We start from the raw sequence: 18,013 nt of genomic DNA, 5'->3' as shown, positions 1-18,013 counted from the left end.
CATGAAAATGTGTAATCAAGGCTTTATCGATCTGATTATTGATGCTGCTGTGCAGGGAGAGCAGGAATAGCTTGCCTCACAGAAGTCCAGGCCTATGAGTTAGTGAGAGCAGGTAAACTTGTTCGTATGTTAGATGACTGGCGCCAGAGCTTTCCGGGCTATCACATTTACTATCAGGAACGAAAAGACAATTCAGCAGCATTCAAACTATTTATAGATCGACTGAAAAGGTACAAATATTAAATATTCCTTATCGACAGCATTATTTACAAGTTGTCATCGAAACCTTAGCTACAGGCTTGGTACTTTTACTTATTTAATTTTAAATCTGATACCGTATTTAAACTGCTGCGCTCTTCAATCCATTTACGATATTGAGAAGGCGTCATTCCCATCACCTGCCCAAAAGCTTTACGGAAAGCGGTATCTTCGGTGTAGCCACACTCTGCGGCAACCTCACGAATGTTGGTGACAGGGTTTGCCAGCAACACGCAGGCAGACTCAATTCTGACCCGGGTAATGAACTCCTTGGGACTTTCCTGCGTCAGTTTTTTGATTTTCCGCTGTAGTGTTCTCTCTGTCATATTCAACGCCGTAGCCAGGCCCTCAGCGCTGATACCAGGGTTGCGATAGCGGATCACCTCTTCGGCGCACATCAGCAGAGGGTGTCGGGTATTAATGAATCCCGGAGGGGCATACACCTGCTGAGACAGTGGCTGGCTGTCAGCCACGGCCATGTCTGCCGTCAGCCTGGCAACATCCGCACCCGCTTCTCGCTTAATGATATGCAGAGCAAGCGCTACCCAGGAAAGAGGCCCACCGCTGGTCAGCACGCGTTCATCCTCTTCAAGCGCTTTTCCCCACACTGGCCTGGCATTGGGGTAACGTTGCTGAAGCGTATGATACAGCCACCATGTGGTGGTACACCTCCGGCCGTCAAGCAGCCCGGCTTCACCCAGGATAAAGCCGCCTGCACAGGCACCTGCGACCCTGGCTCCCTCCTCATAACGTCGCCTTATCCAGACCGCCGCTTTCCTGATGCTTTCGCTGTTGACTGGCATGCGACTTACATCCAGCGCCATACCGGTGGCGATGATAATGTCAGGCTGACCGGCTGAAAGAAATGAGCAGTCGACGGGAATTAATCTGCCCTGTGCATCCCATACTGGGCCTTCGTCTGCACTAACGATCACGGTTTCAAAGGGGGGCGTGCTGAAGCGACCAGCATGCTCCGGGCTCCCAAGAACGACCTGATTGGTTATCCAGAATATGTCGGAAAGCCCGGCAATTGCCGACAGAAGGCTGCCCTCAAGGGCCAGTAAGGCGATGCGCATCGAAGTATACTCCGGTCTTAATTTGTCGCTTTTAACATGGTTAAAGTCCCTTGCCACACCTTACTCCCGCGTCCTGCTCCTTTTAAACTTACCACCATAGAGAACCTGGTCGATGTTGATCGGGTTTAAACGACGGTGAAACTCGGATGTGAATAAGGGTCGTCAACTATATGTTTAAGAACAAAACGGTTGCCACATTAATGTTCACTGCACTCCTGGGTGCATCCAATTTATCAGGAGCTGAAATGGTAAAAAATATCGTGCTGGTTCATGGCGCATTCACCGATGGTTCAAGCTGGTCTGAAGTCACGGAAAGGCTGCAACAAAAAGGATTTCACGTCACTTCGGTGCAAAATCCCCTGACATCGCTCGCAGACGATGTAACAGCAACAGAAAGGGTGCTGGCACGTCAGCATGGCGATGTCCTGCTGGTTGGCCATTCCTGGGCAGGCGCTGTGGTGACACAGGCGGGCAATGCCTCACGGGTTCGGGGAATAGTGTACCTGTCGGCACTCGTTCCGGATAGTGGGGAGTCCGTATCAGGTTTATTAACACGGCTGGGTGCGCCCATGGGCGGGATGGAGGCCGATAAAAACGGGCTGATCTGGCTGGATAACCCGGCTGATTTTCGACGCGTGATGGCAGGTGATGTTCCCGAAGAGAAAGTTAAACTGCTGACAGCGTCACACCAGCCCATCTCTGCCAGCGCATTTGACGGACTTGTCAGCCATGCAGCCTGGAAAGAGAAACCCACATGGTATCTGATGACGAAAGACGATCGTGCGCTGCCCTATCCGGTGCAGCAAAAGATCGTAAAAATGACCGGGTCAGTGACCGAACAAATCTCCTCAAGTCATATGTCAATGATTTCTCATCCGGCAGAGGTTGCCACATTTATTGAACGTGCAGCACGTTCATTTAAATAACAGGAATATCACTTTTAAACATTGTTCATTGCATCAGGAGACGGTTATAGCTCAAATCCAACATATTGATTCAGGCATTTTACAGGAAAGCTGACCCGGTTGTTGTCCTTCGAAACCGTACGTCAGCTGGAGGAAAAACTCCCTGAAGTTGTTACCCGCTATCGTGACGTTGTGCAGGACGAAATTCCGCACCTGACCGGTGAAATCGCAGCACTTTTCCGTGCCTTACCTGTCAGCGTATCCAGCGATGATGTGGTCACTCAGCATCGCCTGTCTGATGACCTGGTTGAAGAGTTTCTGGCGAGTGACGTCATCGTAATTGGCGCTCCGATGTACAATTTTTCTGTTTCGGCCAGCAAATGGCTTCAATCACTGCCGTAATCATGCTCCAGGCTTATCTCTCGTCTGGCTCGCGCGCGTCATCGAAGCGTTTATGTGCTTCGGCAATGGCCAGCCGGTTATCGTTTGCCCAGTTCACGAGCGCCATCACAGGCACTAACAGCGTCCGGCCGAGTTCGGTGAGTTCATATTCAACGCGTGGCGGAATCGTCGGATAGACCGTCCGGGTAACAATACCGTCGCGCTCCATTCCTCGCAAAGTCAGCGTCAGCATCCGTTGGGAGATACCTTCTATATTGCGCCTTAACTCATTGAACCGCCGCTTCCCGTTGGCCAGCGAGGCAATAATGTAGAGACTCCATTTGTCGCCGATACGATCCAGTATCTCGCGGGTAGCCTGACAGCCTCCCGAATCAGGGGATGGCAATTCTTCGGGCAAGTTTTTGTGACTCAGTGACATGGATGTGCCTTCTTGTTAAATGCAGACAGGAATCTTAGTATCCTCTGTATCGATAGATAACCAGGGATGAAAATGTTACCTGGTATCTATTTTATACCAAATGAGGAATCACTATGAGCAAAATCCTGCTGATTACATCCAGCCCTCGAGGAACTGAAAGTCTTTCCACACGCTTCGCCACGGAAATTGCCAATGGCATCAGGATGCAGTCCGGGGGCTCACTGACCGTTCGCGACCTTGTTGCTAACCCGGCGCCACACATTACGCAAGACTATATCAAGGGTCGCGTGATGGCGCCTGATGCCCGTACGGCAGAAGAGACTAAGGCTGTCGAAGATGCCATGGAACTGGTTGATGAGTTGCGTGTGGCCGACGTGATTGTGCTTGGGTCCGGCATGATGAATTTCGCTCCATCTTCGCAGCTCAAGGCGTGGATTGACAACATCACCTGGCCGGGAGTCACCTTCAGTTACGGGACAGGCGTCCCCCAGGGACTGCTTACTGGTAAGAAGGTTTATCTGGTCACTGCTAGCGGAGGTGTTTTCTCGGAGGGAGTCTATGCACCTTTCGATTTCCAGACCAACTATCTTCTGCATGTGCTCGGCTTCATTGGATTGACTGACGTCGAACTCATCCGCATCGAGGGCACGGTACAAGGCCCGGATGCGGCAAAAGCTGCCATCGCCAGTACCGGGGCGGCTGTGCAGGCCCTTTTGGCGAAGGTGGCATGACCATGTCAATGAAGAAAACTGTCGTTCTTTTGGTGCAGGTACGGTCACTGCATGCAACTCTGTCCCCACGCTCGACGCAGAGATGCTTCTGTCGTTACCTGCGGCTTAACGGTGGAGGTGGTTCTGATGAGTACGTGGACCTTTGATGATATTCCGGATCAGACCGGCCGGACTGTCATAGTCACTGGCGCGAATACCGGAATCGGCTTCGAAACGGCTCGCATGTTTGCAGTCCGTGGCGCGAAGGTTGTGCTTGCATGCCGAAACCTCAGCAAAGGTGAATGCGCGCTCAAGCGAGTTGTTGATGAGAAGCCCTCTACGTTACCGACCATGGAGGCTCTTGATCTTGCGGATCTTGATTCCATCGCAGCCTTTGCAGAACGGTTCACTGCAACGCATGACAGGCTCGACCTGCTCATCAACAACGCAGGCGTGATGCTTCCACCCCTATTACGTACCAAACAAGGCTTTGAGCTTCAGTTCGGCACAAATCACCTCGGCCATGCAGCGCTTACTCAGCGCCTTATGCCGCTTGTGCTCCGCACGCCACATGCGCGAATTGTCATTGTTTCAAGCCTGGCCCATCACGCCGGTCACATGGCCTTCGACGACCTGAACTGGAATGACCGGCCATATAACGCACTGAAGGCCTATCAGCAAAGCAAGCTTGCGAATCTCCTCTTCGCTCTTGAACTTCAGCGACGTCTGGCTGCATGTGGTTCCGGCGTACTGGTCACGTCTGCTCATCCGGGGTGGACAAAAAGCGAGCTACAACGCCACTTGCGTCCGCACGAACGCGTCATGGCAAGCGTACTTAACCCCATTCTCCAGTTGGGGACGTTTGAGGGGGCGCTTAATACAATGCGTGCAGCAACTGATCCGAATGCACCACCGGGCAGTTACTGGGGGCCTGCACGCTTCTTCGGGCACAAAGGCCCTCCGGTACGTGCGCGTATCGATGAACGTGCGCAGAATGAAGAGACCGCAAAGCGCCTGTGGGTCGAAACCGAGAAGTTAATCGGTCTTCGGTTCGAATTGCCCTCCAGACCTTAGGCTGTGGGCAGCGCCCCCGCGTGTAAGAGCAAACAACATCTGTTTACCCGGAATTAAAAATGAAACTCTCTCTGTTTGGTGCGACCGGTCCGACTGGAAAATACATTATCGAAGAAGCTCTCAGGCAGGGCTACAGCCTGTCTATTTATACGCGCGATGCCAGAAAGGTTGACGCGTTCGCGGGAAAGGCCGAAGTCATCGTTGGCGACTTGCAGGACTATGAAGCAATTGCGAAGTGCGTTCGCGGCGCTGATGCAGTAATCAGCGCACTCGGTCCTGACAGCCTGAAGGTCCAGGGGAACAAACCGGTCATGCATGGTCTGTCCAATATCATCTCCGCGATGGAGCAAATGGGCGTGCGTCGCCTCATCCAGATCTCCACCGCCGCATATCGCGATCCCAGGGATGGGTTCACTCTTGGGACACATGCGTTTGTGTTGCTGTTCAGGGTGATTGTGCCCAGGGCTTATGAAGACATCAGGGCGACGGGTGAACTCATCGCCAGTTCCGGCCTCGACTGGACACTGGTGAGAATTCCGAACCTCAGGGATGGTCCTGCAAATGGCAATGTTGATGTGGGCTGGTACGGGCGGACCAGGCTCAGCATGAAACTGTCCAGAGGCAATTTGGCTAAGTTTCTTGTGGACCAGGTCACGGATAAAACGTTCGTGCGCGCCGCGCCGGGTATCGCTAATCGCTGAGTAACGAGGAGCGGGCTCATGTTGCGAATCGACTTATATACCGGGATCACTTGCTCCTGGTGTTTGGTGAGCCTGCACCAGCTCGACAATCTCGTGAAACGGACACGAAAACGCCCAGAGCCCCTCTGGTGACTTATGAAAGTAGCCGATACCATTGTCTGCCCGCATCCAGTTTACTTTTTCTTCGGCCCCCACCTGAAAGACAAAATCTTGAATCCCCACACCATGTAGTATCTCCATCGGATATCTGCCGACCCTGGTTCCCTTGTATCGATTAAATTCATAATAGAAGCTATCACTTGCCTCCTCATCACCGTTTACGTCAGACAGGTCAATAATATCCCAGGCATCCTCCCATCCCGGTGTATCATCATTGACAGTTACCCATCGAACCGGAAATGCACGATACGGAGTATCAATTGCTGGGAATAATTCAGGCTCCCCTGGCTGGCAATTCACCATAACCATCGTATTGAAATTAGCAATCATTCGCATTAAATTATCTCTCTTTTGACGAGCAAGAGCTGCTGACGTCGCCGATAAAAGCGTGGGGCACACTGTATGGCTGGCTGGAACACGATAAAACCGTACCCGGGAACGAAGCTGTTTTCGGCACTGTGGGTGGCTTTATTGCTTATTCTTCTGCCTGCCGCCAGTGGCTACGCCAGGCCCGATATGCAACCGCTGGGGGAGAACATTGCCGATAAAGGCTCCAGCAGGTTTCACTTCAACGTGCAGCAGTTCAATTCTGCAGACCAGCAGCGGCACTATACCGTGTGGGCTGCCATACCCAACCAGCCGCCGCCACCTGCGGGTTACCCGGTACTGTATATGCTGGATGGCAATGCGGTAATGGACCGCCTGTCGGAGGCGTTCCTTGAGCAACTTTCAGCTAAAACGCCGCTGGTTATTGTGGCCGTTGGCTACCAAACCCGGCTACCGTTTGATTTAACCGCCCGCGCCTGGGATTACATTCCGCCGGAAAGTACGCCTGAACCGGTAAAAGCCAGCGCAACGCGCTTTGGGCACAAAGGTGGCGGCAGTGCAGAGTTTCGCCACCTGCTGGAAAACGTAATTGCCCCAGCCATGGAGAAAGGGGTTCATATAAACCCGGCAGCACGCGGGTTGTGGGGGCACTCTTTTGGCGGGTTATTTGTAATCGATACTTATCTCTCTTCCCGGTTTTTTAGCTACTACTACTCCGCCAGCCCGTCACTGGAGCGGGATAACTTTGCTGTGCTGAAACGCCTGGTAAGCCTCACTCCGGCGCAGTTTTGCCACAAGCAACTGGAGTATATGGAAGGTACCGGAAGCAAGGCGCCTGCAACAGACAGTAATGCGCCGGTGAATGCTGCCTTAGTGCTGGAGCAGGCAGGGCAGGCGATAAACACATTACGTGCGCGCGGGGTTAATGCCAGCGCCAGGCTTTACCCGGGGCTGACTCACGGCCAGGTATTTAATGCCTCTTTCCACAGTGCGTTGTTGCAAATGGCAGAACAACCAGCCACTGCTCCCACCACCACAACCTGTACTAACTACCACTAAAACCTGTACTAACTAATAGCACCGCTCTGCCGGATAAGCCATTAAGGCTGGTGGCCGGGCACCATCCAGTACCACTCTTCTTGTATCCAACCCAGGCCGCACACGCTCAGATGGCGGTTTTCTTGCTTTTCCCCGGTATTTTCTTTGCTGTAATTCCTTTTCTTTGGGCTTGCTCACATTACGCCTGGTGGTTGGTTCAGCATGCTGAACTGGCAGTATTTTGCTGCAATTGATGCCGATAGACTCACTTTCAACCAGAAGGAGCCGCCAATGAGCAGGACCGGGTGTACATCATTAATCCGTGCAGAAAAAATTCTGACCTACATCGCCTATATCGGTGCCGTGGGGTTTATGGAATTGCTCCGGGAGTTTCAGTACCCAAAAAGCAGCCTGCTGAATTTACTGAATACCATGGTGGAGTGCGGGTTTCTGGTTAAAAACAGCCAGGGGCAATACACCCTGGGGATTAAAAATTATGAACTGGGTTGCCAGGCGTTACACAGAAAAAATATTTTCGAAGTGACCAAACGGCCCATGCAGGCGTTATCTGCGCAAAGCGGGCTGATTTGCCATCTGGGAACCATTGAGAATGGGTACGCCATTTATTTAGATAAAGTGGAAACCCCGGGCACAGCTCCCACTCGTAAAAGCTGGATCGGCAAAAAACTGGAATTACATGTTACTGCTCTGGGTAAGGCCTTGCTGGCATGGAAGTCCAAAGAAGAAATTGACTACTTTATGGGAACGCTGGCGCTGGCAAAATATACCGAAAACACCATTACTGATAAGAAAGCATTTATTAGCGAACTGCAGAAAACGCGCTCCCGTGGCTGGGCAATTGATAATGAAGAATCTGCATATGGCGCAGTTTGTTTGAGTATGCCGATATTTGATTTGTACCACCGGGTAAATTACGTGATTTCGTTATCCGGTAATCCATTTATTTTCTCGGGAAAGAAAAAAGAACATTACTTATCACTGTTGAAACAATGTTCAGAACAAATATCTGAAGGGCTTGGTTTTAAAAAACAACCGCGTTTTAGTAATAAGGGAAGTGTTTATGATTACAAAGTTTAAAGGCATTATACCTCCGGTTTCTACCACCTTTGATGCTGAAGGCAATATCGACCATGAGGCAATTAAGCGGGTGGCGGATTTTCTGATAACCCGGGGTGTGGATGGCCTGTTTTACCTCGGCACTGGTGGCGAATTCAGCCAAATGAGCACCGGGCAGCGGATGGCATTTGCTCAGGCTGCTGTGAGTGCGGTAGAGCGGCGGGTGCCCGTGTTAATTGGCGTGGGTTCAACATCAATGGAAGAAGCCATCGCTCTGGCTCAGCATGCAGAAAAAATCGGGGCTGACGGGGTGGTTGTCATCAACCCGTTCTACTGGAAAGTGGCGCAACGAAATATTGAGTTGTACTACAGTGCAATTGCCCGCAGTGTTTCTTTACCGGTTATTATCTATAACTTCCCGGATTTAACCGGGCAGGATTTGTCACCGCAAATGGTCAAAAAACTGGTACTGCAAAACAGCAATATTGTTGGCATTAAAGACACCATCGACAGCGTTGGCCACTTGCGCAGCATGATAAATACCGTAAAAGAAGTTCGGCCCGATTTTTCTGTATTCTGCGGTTATGACGACCACTTATTTAATACCTTGCTACTAGGTGGCGATGGCGCAATTTCCGCCAGTGCAAATTTCGCACCCGAATTATCTGTAGGCATTTATGATGCATTTTGCAAAGGTGAATATGCCCAGGCTGTTACGCTGAATAAAAAACTCATGCAATTACCTGGCCTGTATGCACTGGAAACACCGTTTATTTCATTAATTAAGTATGCAATGCAGTGCGTGGGCCTGCCAGTCAACACCTGGTGCCGCCCGCCGGTAATGGAAGCAACGGAAACAGCAAAACAGCAAGTGCGTGAACTACTGGCGGCTCAGGGGCTGTTAAAACAATAAGGTGGCTGTATGTTATTTACTGAACTGTATCCGCAAAATAATACGATTTACCAGGTAAGAACACATGCTAAAGGCCCTGAGGGGGAATTACCGCTCACTGCCGACATGCTCATTAACCGTCCGAGTGGTGATATTTTTGGCATGACCATGAATGCCGGGATGGGCTGGGCTCCACAAGAACTGGACCAGGACAGCGTGCTGTTACTCAGCACGCTGGGTGGGCTGCGTGAGCCTCAGGGCAAACCCGTGGCGCTGGCATTGCACCAGGGGCACTACGAGCTGGACATTCAACTCCGGGCAGCAGCACAGGAACTTAAAAGCCAGCACACATTACCTTATGCCGTCTATGTTTCTGACCCGTGCGACGGGCGGACGCAGGGCACAACAGGTATGTTTGATTCACTGCCGTACCGCAACGACGCCTCAATGGTGATGCGCCGGTTAATTCGCTCTTTGCCCAATGCAAAAGCCATTATCGGGGTTGCTTCCTGCGATAAGGGGTTACCGGCAACTATGATGGCGCTGGCTTCACAGCATAATAAAGCCACGGTGCTGGTGCCGGGTGGTGCAACGCTGCCTGCGCTGAATGGCGAAGATAACGGAAAAGTGCAAACTATTGGCACCCGGTTTGCCAATGGTGAACTGACCCTGCAAAGTGCCCGCCGCCTGGGGTGTTCAGCCTGCGCCTCTTCTGGTGGCGGCTGCCAGTTTTTGGGTACCGCAGGCACTTCGCAGGTGGTGGCAGAAGGCTTGGGGCTGGCTCTGCCTCATTCGGCACTGGCACCTTCTGGCGAACCTGTATGGTCAGAGATTGCCCGGGCCTCGGCTGCTGCGGCGCTGAACCTGATACGCCTGGGTATCACCACTAAAGATATCCTGACAGATAAAGCAATTGAAAATGCCATGATGGTTCATGCGGCGTTTGGCGGCTCGACAAATCTGCTGCTGCACATTCCGGCGATTGCCCACCAGGCCGGTTGCCGAATTCCGGATGTGGATGACTGGATCCGTATTAACCGCCAGGTGCCACGGCTGGTCAGTGTGTTACCCAATGGGCCAGTTTATCACCCCACGGTGCGCGCATTTATGGCGGGCGGTGCGCCGGAAGTAATGCTCTATTTGCGGGAACTGGGGTTACTCCATGAAGATGTCATGACAGTAACCGGCCATACCCTGAAGGAGAACCTTGACTGGTGGGAACACTCAGAGCGGCGCAGTAAATTCAAAGCGATTCTGCGCGAGCAGGAACAGGTCGAGCCGGATGACGTCATTATGTCGCCAGAGCAGGCACGCCTGCGTGGGTTAACATCCACCATCACATTCCCGGTAGGGAATATTGCGCCAGAAGGCTCCGTGATTAAATCAACCGCCATTGATACCAGCGTGATTGATGAAAACGGCCTGTATTACCATAAAGGCGCCGTAAAAGTGTACCTCAGTGAAAAAGCCGCAGTTTATGACATCAAGCATGAGCAGGTAAAAGCAGGCGATATTCTGGTTATCATTGGTACCGGGCCATCTGGCACGGGCATGGAAGAAACCTATCAGGTGACCAGTGCTCTGAAACACCTTTCCTATGGCAAACAGGTATCACTGATTACCGATGCCCGTTTCTCCGGGGTTTCAACGGGTGCCTGCATTGGGCATGTTGGCCCTGAAGCACTGGCTGGCGGGCCGGTAGGCAAGCTGCGCACCGGTGATATTGTGGAAATAAAGATTGATTGCCGCAATTTACAGGGAGAAGTGAATTTCCTTGGGGAAAACGCACAGAAATTGTGTGCCACGCCTGAAGAGGCTGCCCGTGTGTTGAATGCGCGCCCGGTTCACCCCGGATTAGGCCCAGACCCGGAATTACCGGATGACACGCGTTTGTGGGCCGCATTACAGGCGGTCAGTGGCGGAACATGGCGTGGGTGCGTTTATGACGTTGATAAAATCACCACAGCATTAAAAGAATATATGAATAAATAATAGTGGCCACTGGGTCTGATGATAAACCTCATGTCCGCATAGAACGAGAGGTTGTCACCCAATAAAAAACCTGGAAAATCAATTCATTGATTTTCGGCTACTAACTAAAAAGAAGGAAAAACCACGCTTTTTCCTTCTTTTCCATCAATCTGAGTGGCCTTTGGCCACTAACATCTTACCTGACATGTGAGGATATTATGCCACTGTTAATCATAGCAGTAGGTATTGCTGTACTACTGTTGCTGACAATTAAAGTTAAATTAAATACATTTATCTCATTAATACTGGTTTCTATTGGAGTCGCAATAGCCAGTGGGATGGGGTTAAATAAAGTTGTCTCCACTATTGAATCCGGGCTTGGAGGCACTCTGGGGCATATCGGTCTTATTTTTGGCTTTGGTGTTATGCTGGGGCGGTTATTAGCCGATGCCGGTGGTGCTCAGCGTATTGCATTAACCTTATTAAACTATTTTGGTGCCAAAAAGCTCGACTGGGCAGTAGTTTGCTCTGCATTTATTGTGGGCATTGCTTTATTTTTCGAAGTCGGCCTGATTTTGCTGGTGCCAATACTGTTTGCCATCGCCAGGGAAGCCAAAATTTCGCCAATGACTATGTGTGTACCTATGCTGGCAGGGTTATTAATTGCCCATGGTTTTCTGCCGCCACACCCCGGCCCGACGGTGATTGCCCGTGAATACGGTGCAGATGTAGGTAAAGTGCTGTTGTATGGCATTGCAGTAGGGGTCCCTTCGCTTATTTTGTGCGGCCCATTGATGAATAAAGTGTGCAGGCAACTGATCCCGGAAGCGTTCCGCAAAGAAGGCAACCTGGCTTCACTGGGTGCCACACACCACTTCACAGAAGAAGAAATGCCGGGCTTTGGCATCAGCTTTTTCACCGCCATGTTGCCAGTTATTTTAATGGCGGTGGTGACGATAATTGAAATGATGCACCTCAAAGCATCGGGCGATGCCGGTATTTTCTACAATGTTGTGTTGTTTTTCGGTAACTCGACTATCGCCATGCTGGTTTCTTTACTGGTTGCCATCTACACCATGGGACTGAGCCGGGGCAAAAATATCAACCAACTGATGGGCTCATGTGGCCAGGCGATTGCCGGTATTGCCGGGTTGTTGCTGATTATTGGCGGCGGTGGGGCATTTAAACAGGTGCTGATTGATTCCGGTGTTGGCACTTATATTTCAACTCTGGTTTCAGGTGTGAATATTAACCCCATCATTATGGCATGGTGTGTGGCTGCATTTTTGCGTATTTGCCTGGGCTCCGCTACAGTTGCCGCTATCTCAACTTCTGGCCTGGTGATTCCGTTACTGGCAAGCTACAGCCACACCAATTTAGCGCTCATTACACTGGCAACCGGTGCGGGTTCTTGTATTTGTTCGCATGTGAATGATGCCAGTTTCTGGATGATTAAAGATTTCTTCGGCCTGACAACCAAAGAAACATTATTATCCTGGACACTCATGTCTACACTGGTTTCAATCTCTGGGCTGGTATTTATTTTAATGCTGAATATGGTGTTGTAAGTATATTCACCTGTTAGCAGAACTGCGCCGTTTATTAGCAAAAGAGAATTTGTATATTCCTTGCTTTCTGGCAAAGGGGAAATAGCCATTATCTGGAGAACAGCTTATGCATACAATTCGATTGAAAAGCTGGTAACCCACAGCCAGTTGTTTCAACTCAAGCCTGCCAGTGCGCAGGCTTTTTGCTGTACAACACCGGGTAATTACGGCTGCTGATGTTTCGCCTGCCAATTTACGGGGGAGAACCCACGTTTCGCTTTATGGTATTTTCTCCCGGCTCAGAATTCCCCAACGCAAAAGGAGAAGGTGATGACAGATTACTGGTGGAAGGATCTTCTTGACCAGAAAGGCCGTTGGCAGGGGCTGGAATTGCAGGTTCGTAAAGGGTGCGGCCCGGCGATGGAGATGCTCAGCGGGCACAACGGCCGCATGGCGCTACAAATCAATAGTCAAACCCTGTTCTGGGCAACCATGCTGAAAGACCACTGCGGCGTCTGGCTGGTGTTTAATGCTGAACATCCTGCGCAGGAGTTGTTGTTGCCTGCCATTACTTCTGCCGATGTGGAGCGCGCGAAACGCGCAGGAGAGAGCCAGTGGCTGAGCGGCTGGTGCCGCTATTTTGCCCGGCAGCTTATGGAAGCGCCCACGCCGTTGTTGCCACCACGCCGCTGGTTATTACGCCCAATGGAAGCAGTGAAACCACAGGCACCTTATGCACTCAACCAAACGGTGCCATTCGGGCAATGGCGGTTCACAACACCTGCCAGCAGCGCCAATATTTCAGTGCCCTGGGCGCTGTACAGTGAAGATTTCCCTGACCTGCAAAGCCCGGAGATTGTCCGGTTTGTTGACTGGTGGTGGGGCGGGCACCTGTTGCTGGCGCGCTACCCGGTAGATTTGCACAGCGGGCGAGTGAAATGGTGGCGTAAAAAAAGCCGGGAAGGGGCACTGCCGCCCGTGTTGGTGTGGTTTATTGCTGGCCTGGCTTCATTTGTTATCCTCGACGGACATGACCGCCTGCAGGCGGCCATTGCGGAAGGTATTCAGCCACAGTTTCTGGTGCTCAGTGAATTGGGTGAACAGCGCTGGGAACCCGATGAACAGGCTCGCGAGCGGGTGCTGCGCTCACTGGCAATTCAGCAAGAAAAATGTAAGAAAACCGGTGCCAATATCGACGCCATGAACCAGTCACTGCTTAACCTGTACGACACCCGTTACCTGTACGCCCCCACTCACAGCCGAGCAATACTGGGCGATGGCAAGAACTGGGAGCGTGAATTAACGGCTTATTTGCAGCGTAATCACCTTGAGCAGCATCTGGCGGCTATTTTGGCGCGTGAAGAGTAACGTGCCGCCCTGCGGGGCGACACTGAGTTCATACCTGACAGACCTGATTGCATAAGTATGAAGTGTTACTTATGCGTCCGGGTTGTCATCCTGATCAGGCGTAACCTGAACAATTTCTATTTGCTGTGCCTGCAATAAATTTTGCAGTGCCGGGCCGGGCAATTCATCAGTGAACGAGGAATTATTTTTCTGGTTGCCAAGTTTTTTACTGCGGCCACAGATATGTTTACGGGTGTATTACTGGATTCCCGGCGCAATATCGGGGCAAAAGGAAAGTTCAGGCCGTTTATTTTATATGCCTCATTTCCTGTTGCACTGGTTGCCACCGCACAGTTTTTAGCCACAGAATTCCCGCTGGCGGTTAAAACGGTGCTGGCGACAGCTTTGTTTATGTTATTTGGCCAGGTGGTCTGGCAGTGATTGCCGCGCTCACCATGAGCCTGTTTTATAAACTTAATGAACAACGCTTTGCCAGTATTATTGAAGAATTAAGCCAGAGAAAGAAATTCACCCAAGAGCAGGAAAAACTGAGCAGTAAAGAAAAAGTCTCTACCGTAAATATCTGATAATAACTGCCGCCATTACCATCCTGATGGGTGGCGGCTTTCTGTTTCTGAAATAATGAGAATATGATGAAAATGACGACAAATAATAAAACAGTTTCATGACTTGTGTCACTTTAAAATGAAATAATAATTCAGTTAATATTTTTTGAGGAAAAATTTGTACGACAAGAAAAAGGAATGAGCCGTAATTATGCTAATAAATTGTCTGGGAAAAACGTATTAAGAGCTTATTGATCATGAATTGATCGCCCACAAAATCTCTCCAACTGGCTTATCAGGCCGCTCTGTGATTTGGCAAAAGAAAGTATGTTCCTGTCCTTCAGGCGAGATAGTAGGGTATTGCAGGCTGTCGTCACTAACCAAAGCTGCATGGTGCTGCTTTATTATTCATTTTTACGATGTCAACTCGTTTTCCCGCAAGTTGCCGCTATTCGCATACCAGAAAAGTAAATCGTTTCACTCAATATAGCAGCATAAGTAAAACTGGCTTAAAAACGTCTTGTTAAAACACAAAAAAAAAGCGCATCGTATTTTATTGTGCTGATTTCATTGATTTTTATTGGGATTATTCTGAATTGAAATTACCATCGGAGCTCTACAACCTGCACATAATTTAAGAGCTGTCATTATGTCAAAACATATTTTATCAGGTATCGCGTGCGCCATTCTGTTAACCCTGTCATCTTTAGCCTTAGCAGAAAACGCATTCCCAACCACCAAAGAAGCTGACTGGACCGCAAAAACTTTCACCTTTAATAGTGGAGATAAATTCAATAATCTGCGTATTCACTACTATACGATTGGTGATAAAAGTAAACCGGCGGTATTATTGCTTCACGGAACTAATCAGCCAGTGCGTTCACTGTTAGCAAAAGGCTTTGCTGGTGAATTATTTGGCCCGGGCCAGGCTCTGGACAGCAGAAAATACTTTATTATCATCCCGGAAAGTATCGGCTCTGGAAAATCATCAAAACCCTCTGATGGTTTGCGTATGGCATTCCCGCACTACGATTATGACGATATGGTAACAGCACAATATCGTTTAATTAAAGAAGGATTAGGTCTTTCTCATTTGCGCCTGGTCATGGGTTATTCCATGGGGGGCATGCAAACCTGGCTGTGGGGCGAAAAATATCCCTCGATGATGGATGCCCTGGTACCGATGGCTTCCCAGCCTAATGAGCTTTCCGGGCGCAACTGGATGATGCGCCGCATGCTGATCGAATCTGTTAAAAATGATCCCGCCTGGGATGAGGGTAATTATAAACAACAACCTCCCGCCCTTAAGACCGCAAATATTATGTTCAGCATTGCCACCACTGGCGGTACGCTGGCTTACCAACACCTGGCCCCAACCCGCGCGCTGGCCGATAAACTGGTTGATGAGCGCCTGGCGGCACCCGTCACTGCAGATGCCAATGACTTCATTTATATTTGGGGTTCCTCGGCAAATTACAATGCGCTGCCCAACCTTAACCGTATTACCGCACCCATGCTGATTATTAATTCAGCGGACGACGAGCGTAACCCGGTGGAGACAGGAATTCTGGCGGGTGAAATCAAACAGCTTAAACAGGCTCATTTATTCCTTATTCCGGCGAGCACCGAAACCCGCGGCCACGGCACCATGATGTTGGCAAAATTTTACAGTGCAAAACTAAAAACATTTTTAGCCAGCATTCCCGGGTACGACAAGTAATAACTAACACAACAAACAGGGCATTATTTCAGTTATGCCCTGCATTTTATTAAAGATGCGGTTTTCAACACCATACTCCATTTCACTATGATATTGGCAAAAGGGAAATCTCTATGTTTCGAAAAATAAAGATCCGCACAGCACTCAGTTTGATGATTCTCTCACTGACGGCTTTATTATTGTTTGTCGGTGTTTTGGGTTTATTTGCGTTGCAGTCAGGAAATAAATCCTTTGCTCGTGTGGATACAGAAGTGTTGCCCGGCCTTGTTTCCCTGAATGAAAGTTCTGAATTGTTATTACGTGGTCGTCTTGATTTACGCCTGTATGAATCATTAATGGGAAAAGGCGAAACCGATAAAGCCAAAGTGGCCCTGGACCGGGCCCGGGGCAAAATCGAAACTGCTGGCGCTAAATGGCAGAACTACCTGAAATACCCGCAGCCGGAAGAGGAACAGGCAATTGCCACCGAAATGGCTACCAGCCGTGAAAAACTAATGAACGAGTTTATCAACCCGGGCATTACTGCTCTGGAAGCCGGTAAACTGGATGAATACCGCCAGTCTGCCGGGAAATCAACCGCGTTGTATGCCGCGTTTGATAAAGCATCGAAAGCACTCGTTGCCTACAAACTGAAAAGTATTGATACCGCATATGCTGAATCCAACAGTCGTGTAAGGCGCATGCAGTATGTGCTCTGGTTCTCTATCGCCTGCGCACTGGTTCTGGCGGGGCTTGCCTGGACTGTGATGACCAGTTTGATTGTGAATCCACTGAATAAAGTGATTTCTGTCTTTGACCGTATCGCAGAAGGCGACTTACGGGCGCGCATTGATGTGACGGGTAAAAATGAAATCGCTCGGTTGTTTTCTGCCGTGCAGCGTATGCGTGACGGGCTGGAAAACATGGTACGGGGTGTCCACAGTGGTACGAATGCGATTAGCAGCGGGGTGGAAGAGATAGCCTCTGGTAACATTGATTTGTCCAGCCGCACTGAGCAACAGGCCGCTTCGCTTGATGAGACAGCTTCCAGTATGGAACAGATTATGGCGACAGTGAAAAACAATGAAGAAAATACGCAAAAGGCCAATGAACTGTCGTTAAAAGCATCAGGCTCGGCATCCCGTGGGGCTAAAGTTGTATCTGAAGTGGTGTCCACAATGGCGTCTATTGAACAGAGCTCCGCCAAAATTGGTGACATCGTCAGCGTGATTGACGGTATCGCTTTCCAGACCAACCTGCTGGCACTGAATGCTGCAGTAGAAGCCGCAAGAGCAGGCGAAGCTGGCCGTGGGTTTGCTGTGGTGGCTTCTGAAGTGCGTACGCTTGCCCAACGTAGTGCCACTGCCGCCAAAGAGATTGGCACCATGATAGATGACTCCCTGAGCCGCATTGAACAGGGCTCCGGCCTGGTGAAAGAAGCTGGCCGCACCATGAGTGAGGTGATGGTGGATGTTAAAGAAGTGGTGGAGATCATGAACGAGTTGATGCTGGCGTCTGGTGAGCAGACTCGTGGTATCTCACAGATCAACATTGCTATTCACCAGATGGACGGCGTAACCCAACAAAACGCCTCGCTGGTTGCTGAAGTGGCAACTGCCACCAGTTCGTTACAGGAGCAGGTGGTGCACTTACAGCAATCTGTTACACGCTTCCAGGTTGATACAGAACAGGACAGCCATTTGTTAACCAGCGAACCATTAAAGTTGGGGCTGCTTGCCAGCTGATACGCCCGGATTCATCAGGCTTATGTCCAGATAATTATAGGGCGGGGGAGACCTCGCCCTATTTAATTGTTTGAGGCTGGAACACCACCGCTTCAGCAAAT

General features: G+C 50.2%; 17 protein-coding genes and 3 pseudogenes. 16 read left to right on the top strand and 4 right to left on the bottom strand.

The genetic code is table 11. From position 1 onward, the window contains the following. Positions 1 to 60: 60 nt before the first annotated feature. Positions 61 to 243: pseudogene (locus A9B99_RS24465) on the top strand (LysR family transcriptional regulator); the annotation flags it as partial. A 65-nt stretch (positions 244 to 308) separates the two neighbouring features. Here the strand turns inward: A9B99_RS24465 and A9B99_RS03315 are convergent. Continuing rightward, positions 309 to 1,334 carry a GlxA family transcriptional regulator gene (locus A9B99_RS03315; protein WP_064594589.1) on the bottom strand — a complete coding sequence of 342 codons (1,026 nt, stop codon included), beginning with the start codon at positions 1,332 to 1,334 and terminating at the stop codon, positions 309 to 311. A gap of 170 nt (positions 1,335 to 1,504) precedes the next feature. Here A9B99_RS03315 and A9B99_RS03310 point away from each other — a divergent pair, with 170 nt between their 5' ends. Together A9B99_RS03310 and A9B99_RS03305 are read left to right on the top strand one after the other, a co-directional pair. After that, complete coding sequence (locus A9B99_RS03310) at positions 1,505 to 2,260, top strand: alpha/beta hydrolase (RefSeq protein ID WP_064594587.1); 756 nt, start codon at positions 1,505 to 1,507, stop codon at positions 2,258 to 2,260. Between the two features lie 102 nt (positions 2,261 to 2,362). After that, on the top strand, positions 2,363 to 2,641 hold the full coding sequence (locus A9B99_RS03305) for an NAD(P)H-dependent oxidoreductase (RefSeq protein WP_197499247.1): 279 nt from the start codon (positions 2,363 to 2,365) through the stop codon (positions 2,639 to 2,641). 13 nt (positions 2,642 to 2,654) lie between these two features. Here the strand turns inward: A9B99_RS03305 and A9B99_RS03300 are convergent, their stop codons facing one another. Continuing rightward, on the bottom strand, positions 2,655 to 3,059 hold the full coding sequence (locus A9B99_RS03300; protein WP_064594583.1) for a winged helix-turn-helix transcriptional regulator: 405 nt from the start codon (positions 3,057 to 3,059) through the stop codon (positions 2,655 to 2,657). A gap of 113 nt (positions 3,060 to 3,172) precedes the next feature. Here A9B99_RS03300 and A9B99_RS03295 point away from each other — a divergent pair, with 113 nt between their 5' ends. The 3 genes from A9B99_RS03295 (at position 3,173) to A9B99_RS03285 (ending at position 5,544) form a co-directional block, all read left to right on the top strand. Beyond that, the gene (locus tag A9B99_RS03295) at positions 3,173 to 3,790 is read left to right on the top strand and encodes an FMN-dependent NADH-azoreductase (RefSeq protein WP_064594581.1); all 618 of its coding nucleotides are present in this window, start codon (positions 3,173 to 3,175) and stop codon (positions 3,788 to 3,790) included. A gap of 126 nt (positions 3,791 to 3,916) precedes the next feature. Further along, positions 3,917 to 4,843 (top strand): oxidoreductase, encoded by a 927-nt coding sequence (locus A9B99_RS03290; protein ID WP_064594579.1) that lies wholly within the window; start codon positions 3,917 to 3,919, stop codon positions 4,841 to 4,843. Positions 4,844 to 4,902: 59 nt separating this feature from the next. Then, positions 4,903 to 5,544: an NAD(P)-dependent oxidoreductase gene (locus A9B99_RS03285; RefSeq protein WP_064594578.1), complete on the top strand. Its 642-nt coding sequence runs from the start codon at positions 4,903 to 4,905 to the stop codon at positions 5,542 to 5,544. Positions 5,545 to 5,577: 33 nt separating this feature from the next. On the opposite strand, the gene A9B99_RS03280 is transcribed toward A9B99_RS03285, so the two are convergent. After that, positions 5,578 to 6,039, bottom strand: coding sequence for a hypothetical protein (locus A9B99_RS03280; protein WP_231889145.1), 462 nt, complete (start codon positions 6,037 to 6,039; stop codon positions 5,578 to 5,580). Between the two features lie 66 nt (positions 6,040 to 6,105). On the opposite strand from A9B99_RS03280, the gene A9B99_RS03275 reads away from it, so the two are divergent. From A9B99_RS03275 to A9B99_RS03250, 6 genes are all read left to right on the top strand, one after another. Then, positions 6,106 to 7,089, top strand: coding sequence for an alpha/beta hydrolase (locus A9B99_RS03275; protein WP_064594576.1), 984 nt, complete (start codon positions 6,106 to 6,108; stop codon positions 7,087 to 7,089). A gap of 270 nt (positions 7,090 to 7,359) precedes the next feature. Then, entirely contained in the window at positions 7,360 to 8,166 is an 807-nt protein-coding gene (locus A9B99_RS03270; protein WP_064595505.1) for an IclR family transcriptional regulator, read from the top strand. Beyond that, positions 8,150 to 9,058, top strand: a complete 909-nt coding sequence (gene dapA, locus A9B99_RS03265) for a 4-hydroxy-tetrahydrodipicolinate synthase (protein WP_064594575.1) — start codon at positions 8,150 to 8,152, stop codon at positions 9,056 to 9,058. Before A9B99_RS03270 ends, dapA begins: the two co-directional genes overlap by 17 nt. 9 nt (positions 9,059 to 9,067) lie before the next feature. Continuing rightward, positions 9,068 to 11,029, top strand: a complete 1,962-nt coding sequence (locus tag A9B99_RS03260; protein WP_064594573.1) for a YjhG/YagF family D-xylonate dehydratase — start codon at positions 9,068 to 9,070, stop codon at positions 11,027 to 11,029. A gap of 197 nt (positions 11,030 to 11,226) precedes the next feature. Continuing rightward, positions 11,227 to 12,576, top strand: a complete 1,350-nt coding sequence (locus A9B99_RS03255) for a GntP family permease (RefSeq protein ID WP_064594571.1) — start codon at positions 11,227 to 11,229, stop codon at positions 12,574 to 12,576. A gap of 309 nt (positions 12,577 to 12,885) precedes the next feature. Beyond that, on the top strand, positions 12,886 to 13,923 hold the full coding sequence (locus A9B99_RS03250) for a hypothetical protein (RefSeq protein ID WP_064594569.1): 1,038 nt from the start codon (positions 12,886 to 12,888) through the stop codon (positions 13,921 to 13,923). Positions 13,924 to 13,992: 69 nt separating this feature from the next. On the opposite strand, the pseudogene A9B99_RS24460 reads toward A9B99_RS03250, so the two are convergent. Then, positions 13,993 to 14,100: pseudogene (locus A9B99_RS24460) on the bottom strand (DeoR family transcriptional regulator); the annotation flags it as partial. On the opposite strand from A9B99_RS24460, the pseudogene A9B99_RS03245 reads away from it, so the two are divergent. From A9B99_RS03245 to A9B99_RS03235, 4 genes and pseudogenes are all read left to right on the top strand, one after another. After that, positions 14,101 to 14,325, top strand: a pseudogene (locus A9B99_RS03245) (MFS transporter); the annotation flags it as partial. It abuts the pseudogene before it with no gap. A 14-nt stretch (positions 14,326 to 14,339) separates the two neighbouring features. Then, positions 14,340 to 14,489: a hypothetical protein gene (locus A9B99_RS23745; RefSeq protein WP_156518977.1), complete on the top strand. Its 150-nt coding sequence runs from the start codon at positions 14,340 to 14,342 to the stop codon at positions 14,487 to 14,489. A gap of 628 nt (positions 14,490 to 15,117) precedes the next feature. After that, complete coding sequence (locus A9B99_RS03240; protein WP_064594564.1) at positions 15,118 to 16,188, top strand: alpha/beta fold hydrolase; 1,071 nt, start codon at positions 15,118 to 15,120, stop codon at positions 16,186 to 16,188. A gap of 113 nt (positions 16,189 to 16,301) precedes the next feature. Beyond that, positions 16,302 to 17,912 carry a methyl-accepting chemotaxis protein gene (locus A9B99_RS03235; RefSeq protein ID WP_064594562.1) on the top strand — a complete coding sequence of 537 codons (1,611 nt, stop codon included), beginning with the start codon at positions 16,302 to 16,304 and terminating at the stop codon, positions 17,910 to 17,912. The last annotated feature ends 101 nt before the right edge of the window (positions 17,913 to 18,013 follow it).

The organism is Mangrovibacter phragmitis (assembly GCF_001655675.1).
In the GTDB taxonomy this organism is placed as follows: Bacteria; Pseudomonadota; Gammaproteobacteria; order Enterobacterales; family Enterobacteriaceae; genus Mangrovibacter; species Mangrovibacter phragmitis.
The sequence above is the reverse complement of the archived record's forward strand: the minus strand, read 5'-3'. Positions and strand labels throughout refer to the sequence as shown.

Bases quoted from the DNA above. Each gene is read 5' to 3' on its own strand.
- A9B99_RS03315 (WP_064594589.1), bottom strand. From the start codon at position 1,334: ATGCGCATCGCCTTACTGGCCCTTGAGGGCAGCCTTCTGTCGGCAATT.
- A9B99_RS03310 (WP_064594587.1), top strand. From the start codon at position 1,505: ATGTTTAAGAACAAAACGGTTGCCACATTAATGTTCACTGCACTCCTG.
- A9B99_RS03300 (WP_064594583.1), bottom strand. From the start codon at position 3,059: ATGTCACTGAGTCACAAAAACTTGCCCGAAGAATTGCCATCCCCTGAT.
- A9B99_RS03295 (WP_064594581.1), top strand. From the start codon at position 3,173: ATGAGCAAAATCCTGCTGATTACATCCAGCCCTCGAGGAACTGAAAGT.
- A9B99_RS03290 (WP_064594579.1), top strand. From the start codon at position 3,917: ATGAGTACGTGGACCTTTGATGATATTCCGGATCAGACCGGCCGGACT.
- A9B99_RS03285 (WP_064594578.1), top strand. From the start codon at position 4,903: ATGAAACTCTCTCTGTTTGGTGCGACCGGTCCGACTGGAAAATACATT.
- A9B99_RS03280 (WP_231889145.1), bottom strand. From the start codon at position 6,039: ATGCGAATGATTGCTAATTTCAATACGATGGTTATGGTGAATTGCCAG.
- A9B99_RS03275 (WP_064594576.1), top strand. From the start codon at position 6,106: ATGGCTGGCTGGAACACGATAAAACCGTACCCGGGAACGAAGCTGTTT.
- A9B99_RS03270 (WP_064595505.1), top strand. From the start codon at position 7,360: ATGAGCAGGACCGGGTGTACATCATTAATCCGTGCAGAAAAAATTCTG.
- dapA (WP_064594575.1), top strand. From the start codon at position 8,150: ATGATTACAAAGTTTAAAGGCATTATACCTCCGGTTTCTACCACCTTT.
- A9B99_RS03260 (WP_064594573.1), top strand. From the start codon at position 9,068: ATGTTATTTACTGAACTGTATCCGCAAAATAATACGATTTACCAGGTA.
- A9B99_RS03255 (WP_064594571.1), top strand. From the start codon at position 11,227: ATGCCACTGTTAATCATAGCAGTAGGTATTGCTGTACTACTGTTGCTG.
- A9B99_RS03250 (WP_064594569.1), top strand. From the start codon at position 12,886: ATGACAGATTACTGGTGGAAGGATCTTCTTGACCAGAAAGGCCGTTGG.
- A9B99_RS03240 (WP_064594564.1), top strand. From the start codon at position 15,118: ATGTCAAAACATATTTTATCAGGTATCGCGTGCGCCATTCTGTTAACC.
- A9B99_RS03235 (WP_064594562.1), top strand. From the start codon at position 16,302: ATGTTTCGAAAAATAAAGATCCGCACAGCACTCAGTTTGATGATTCTC.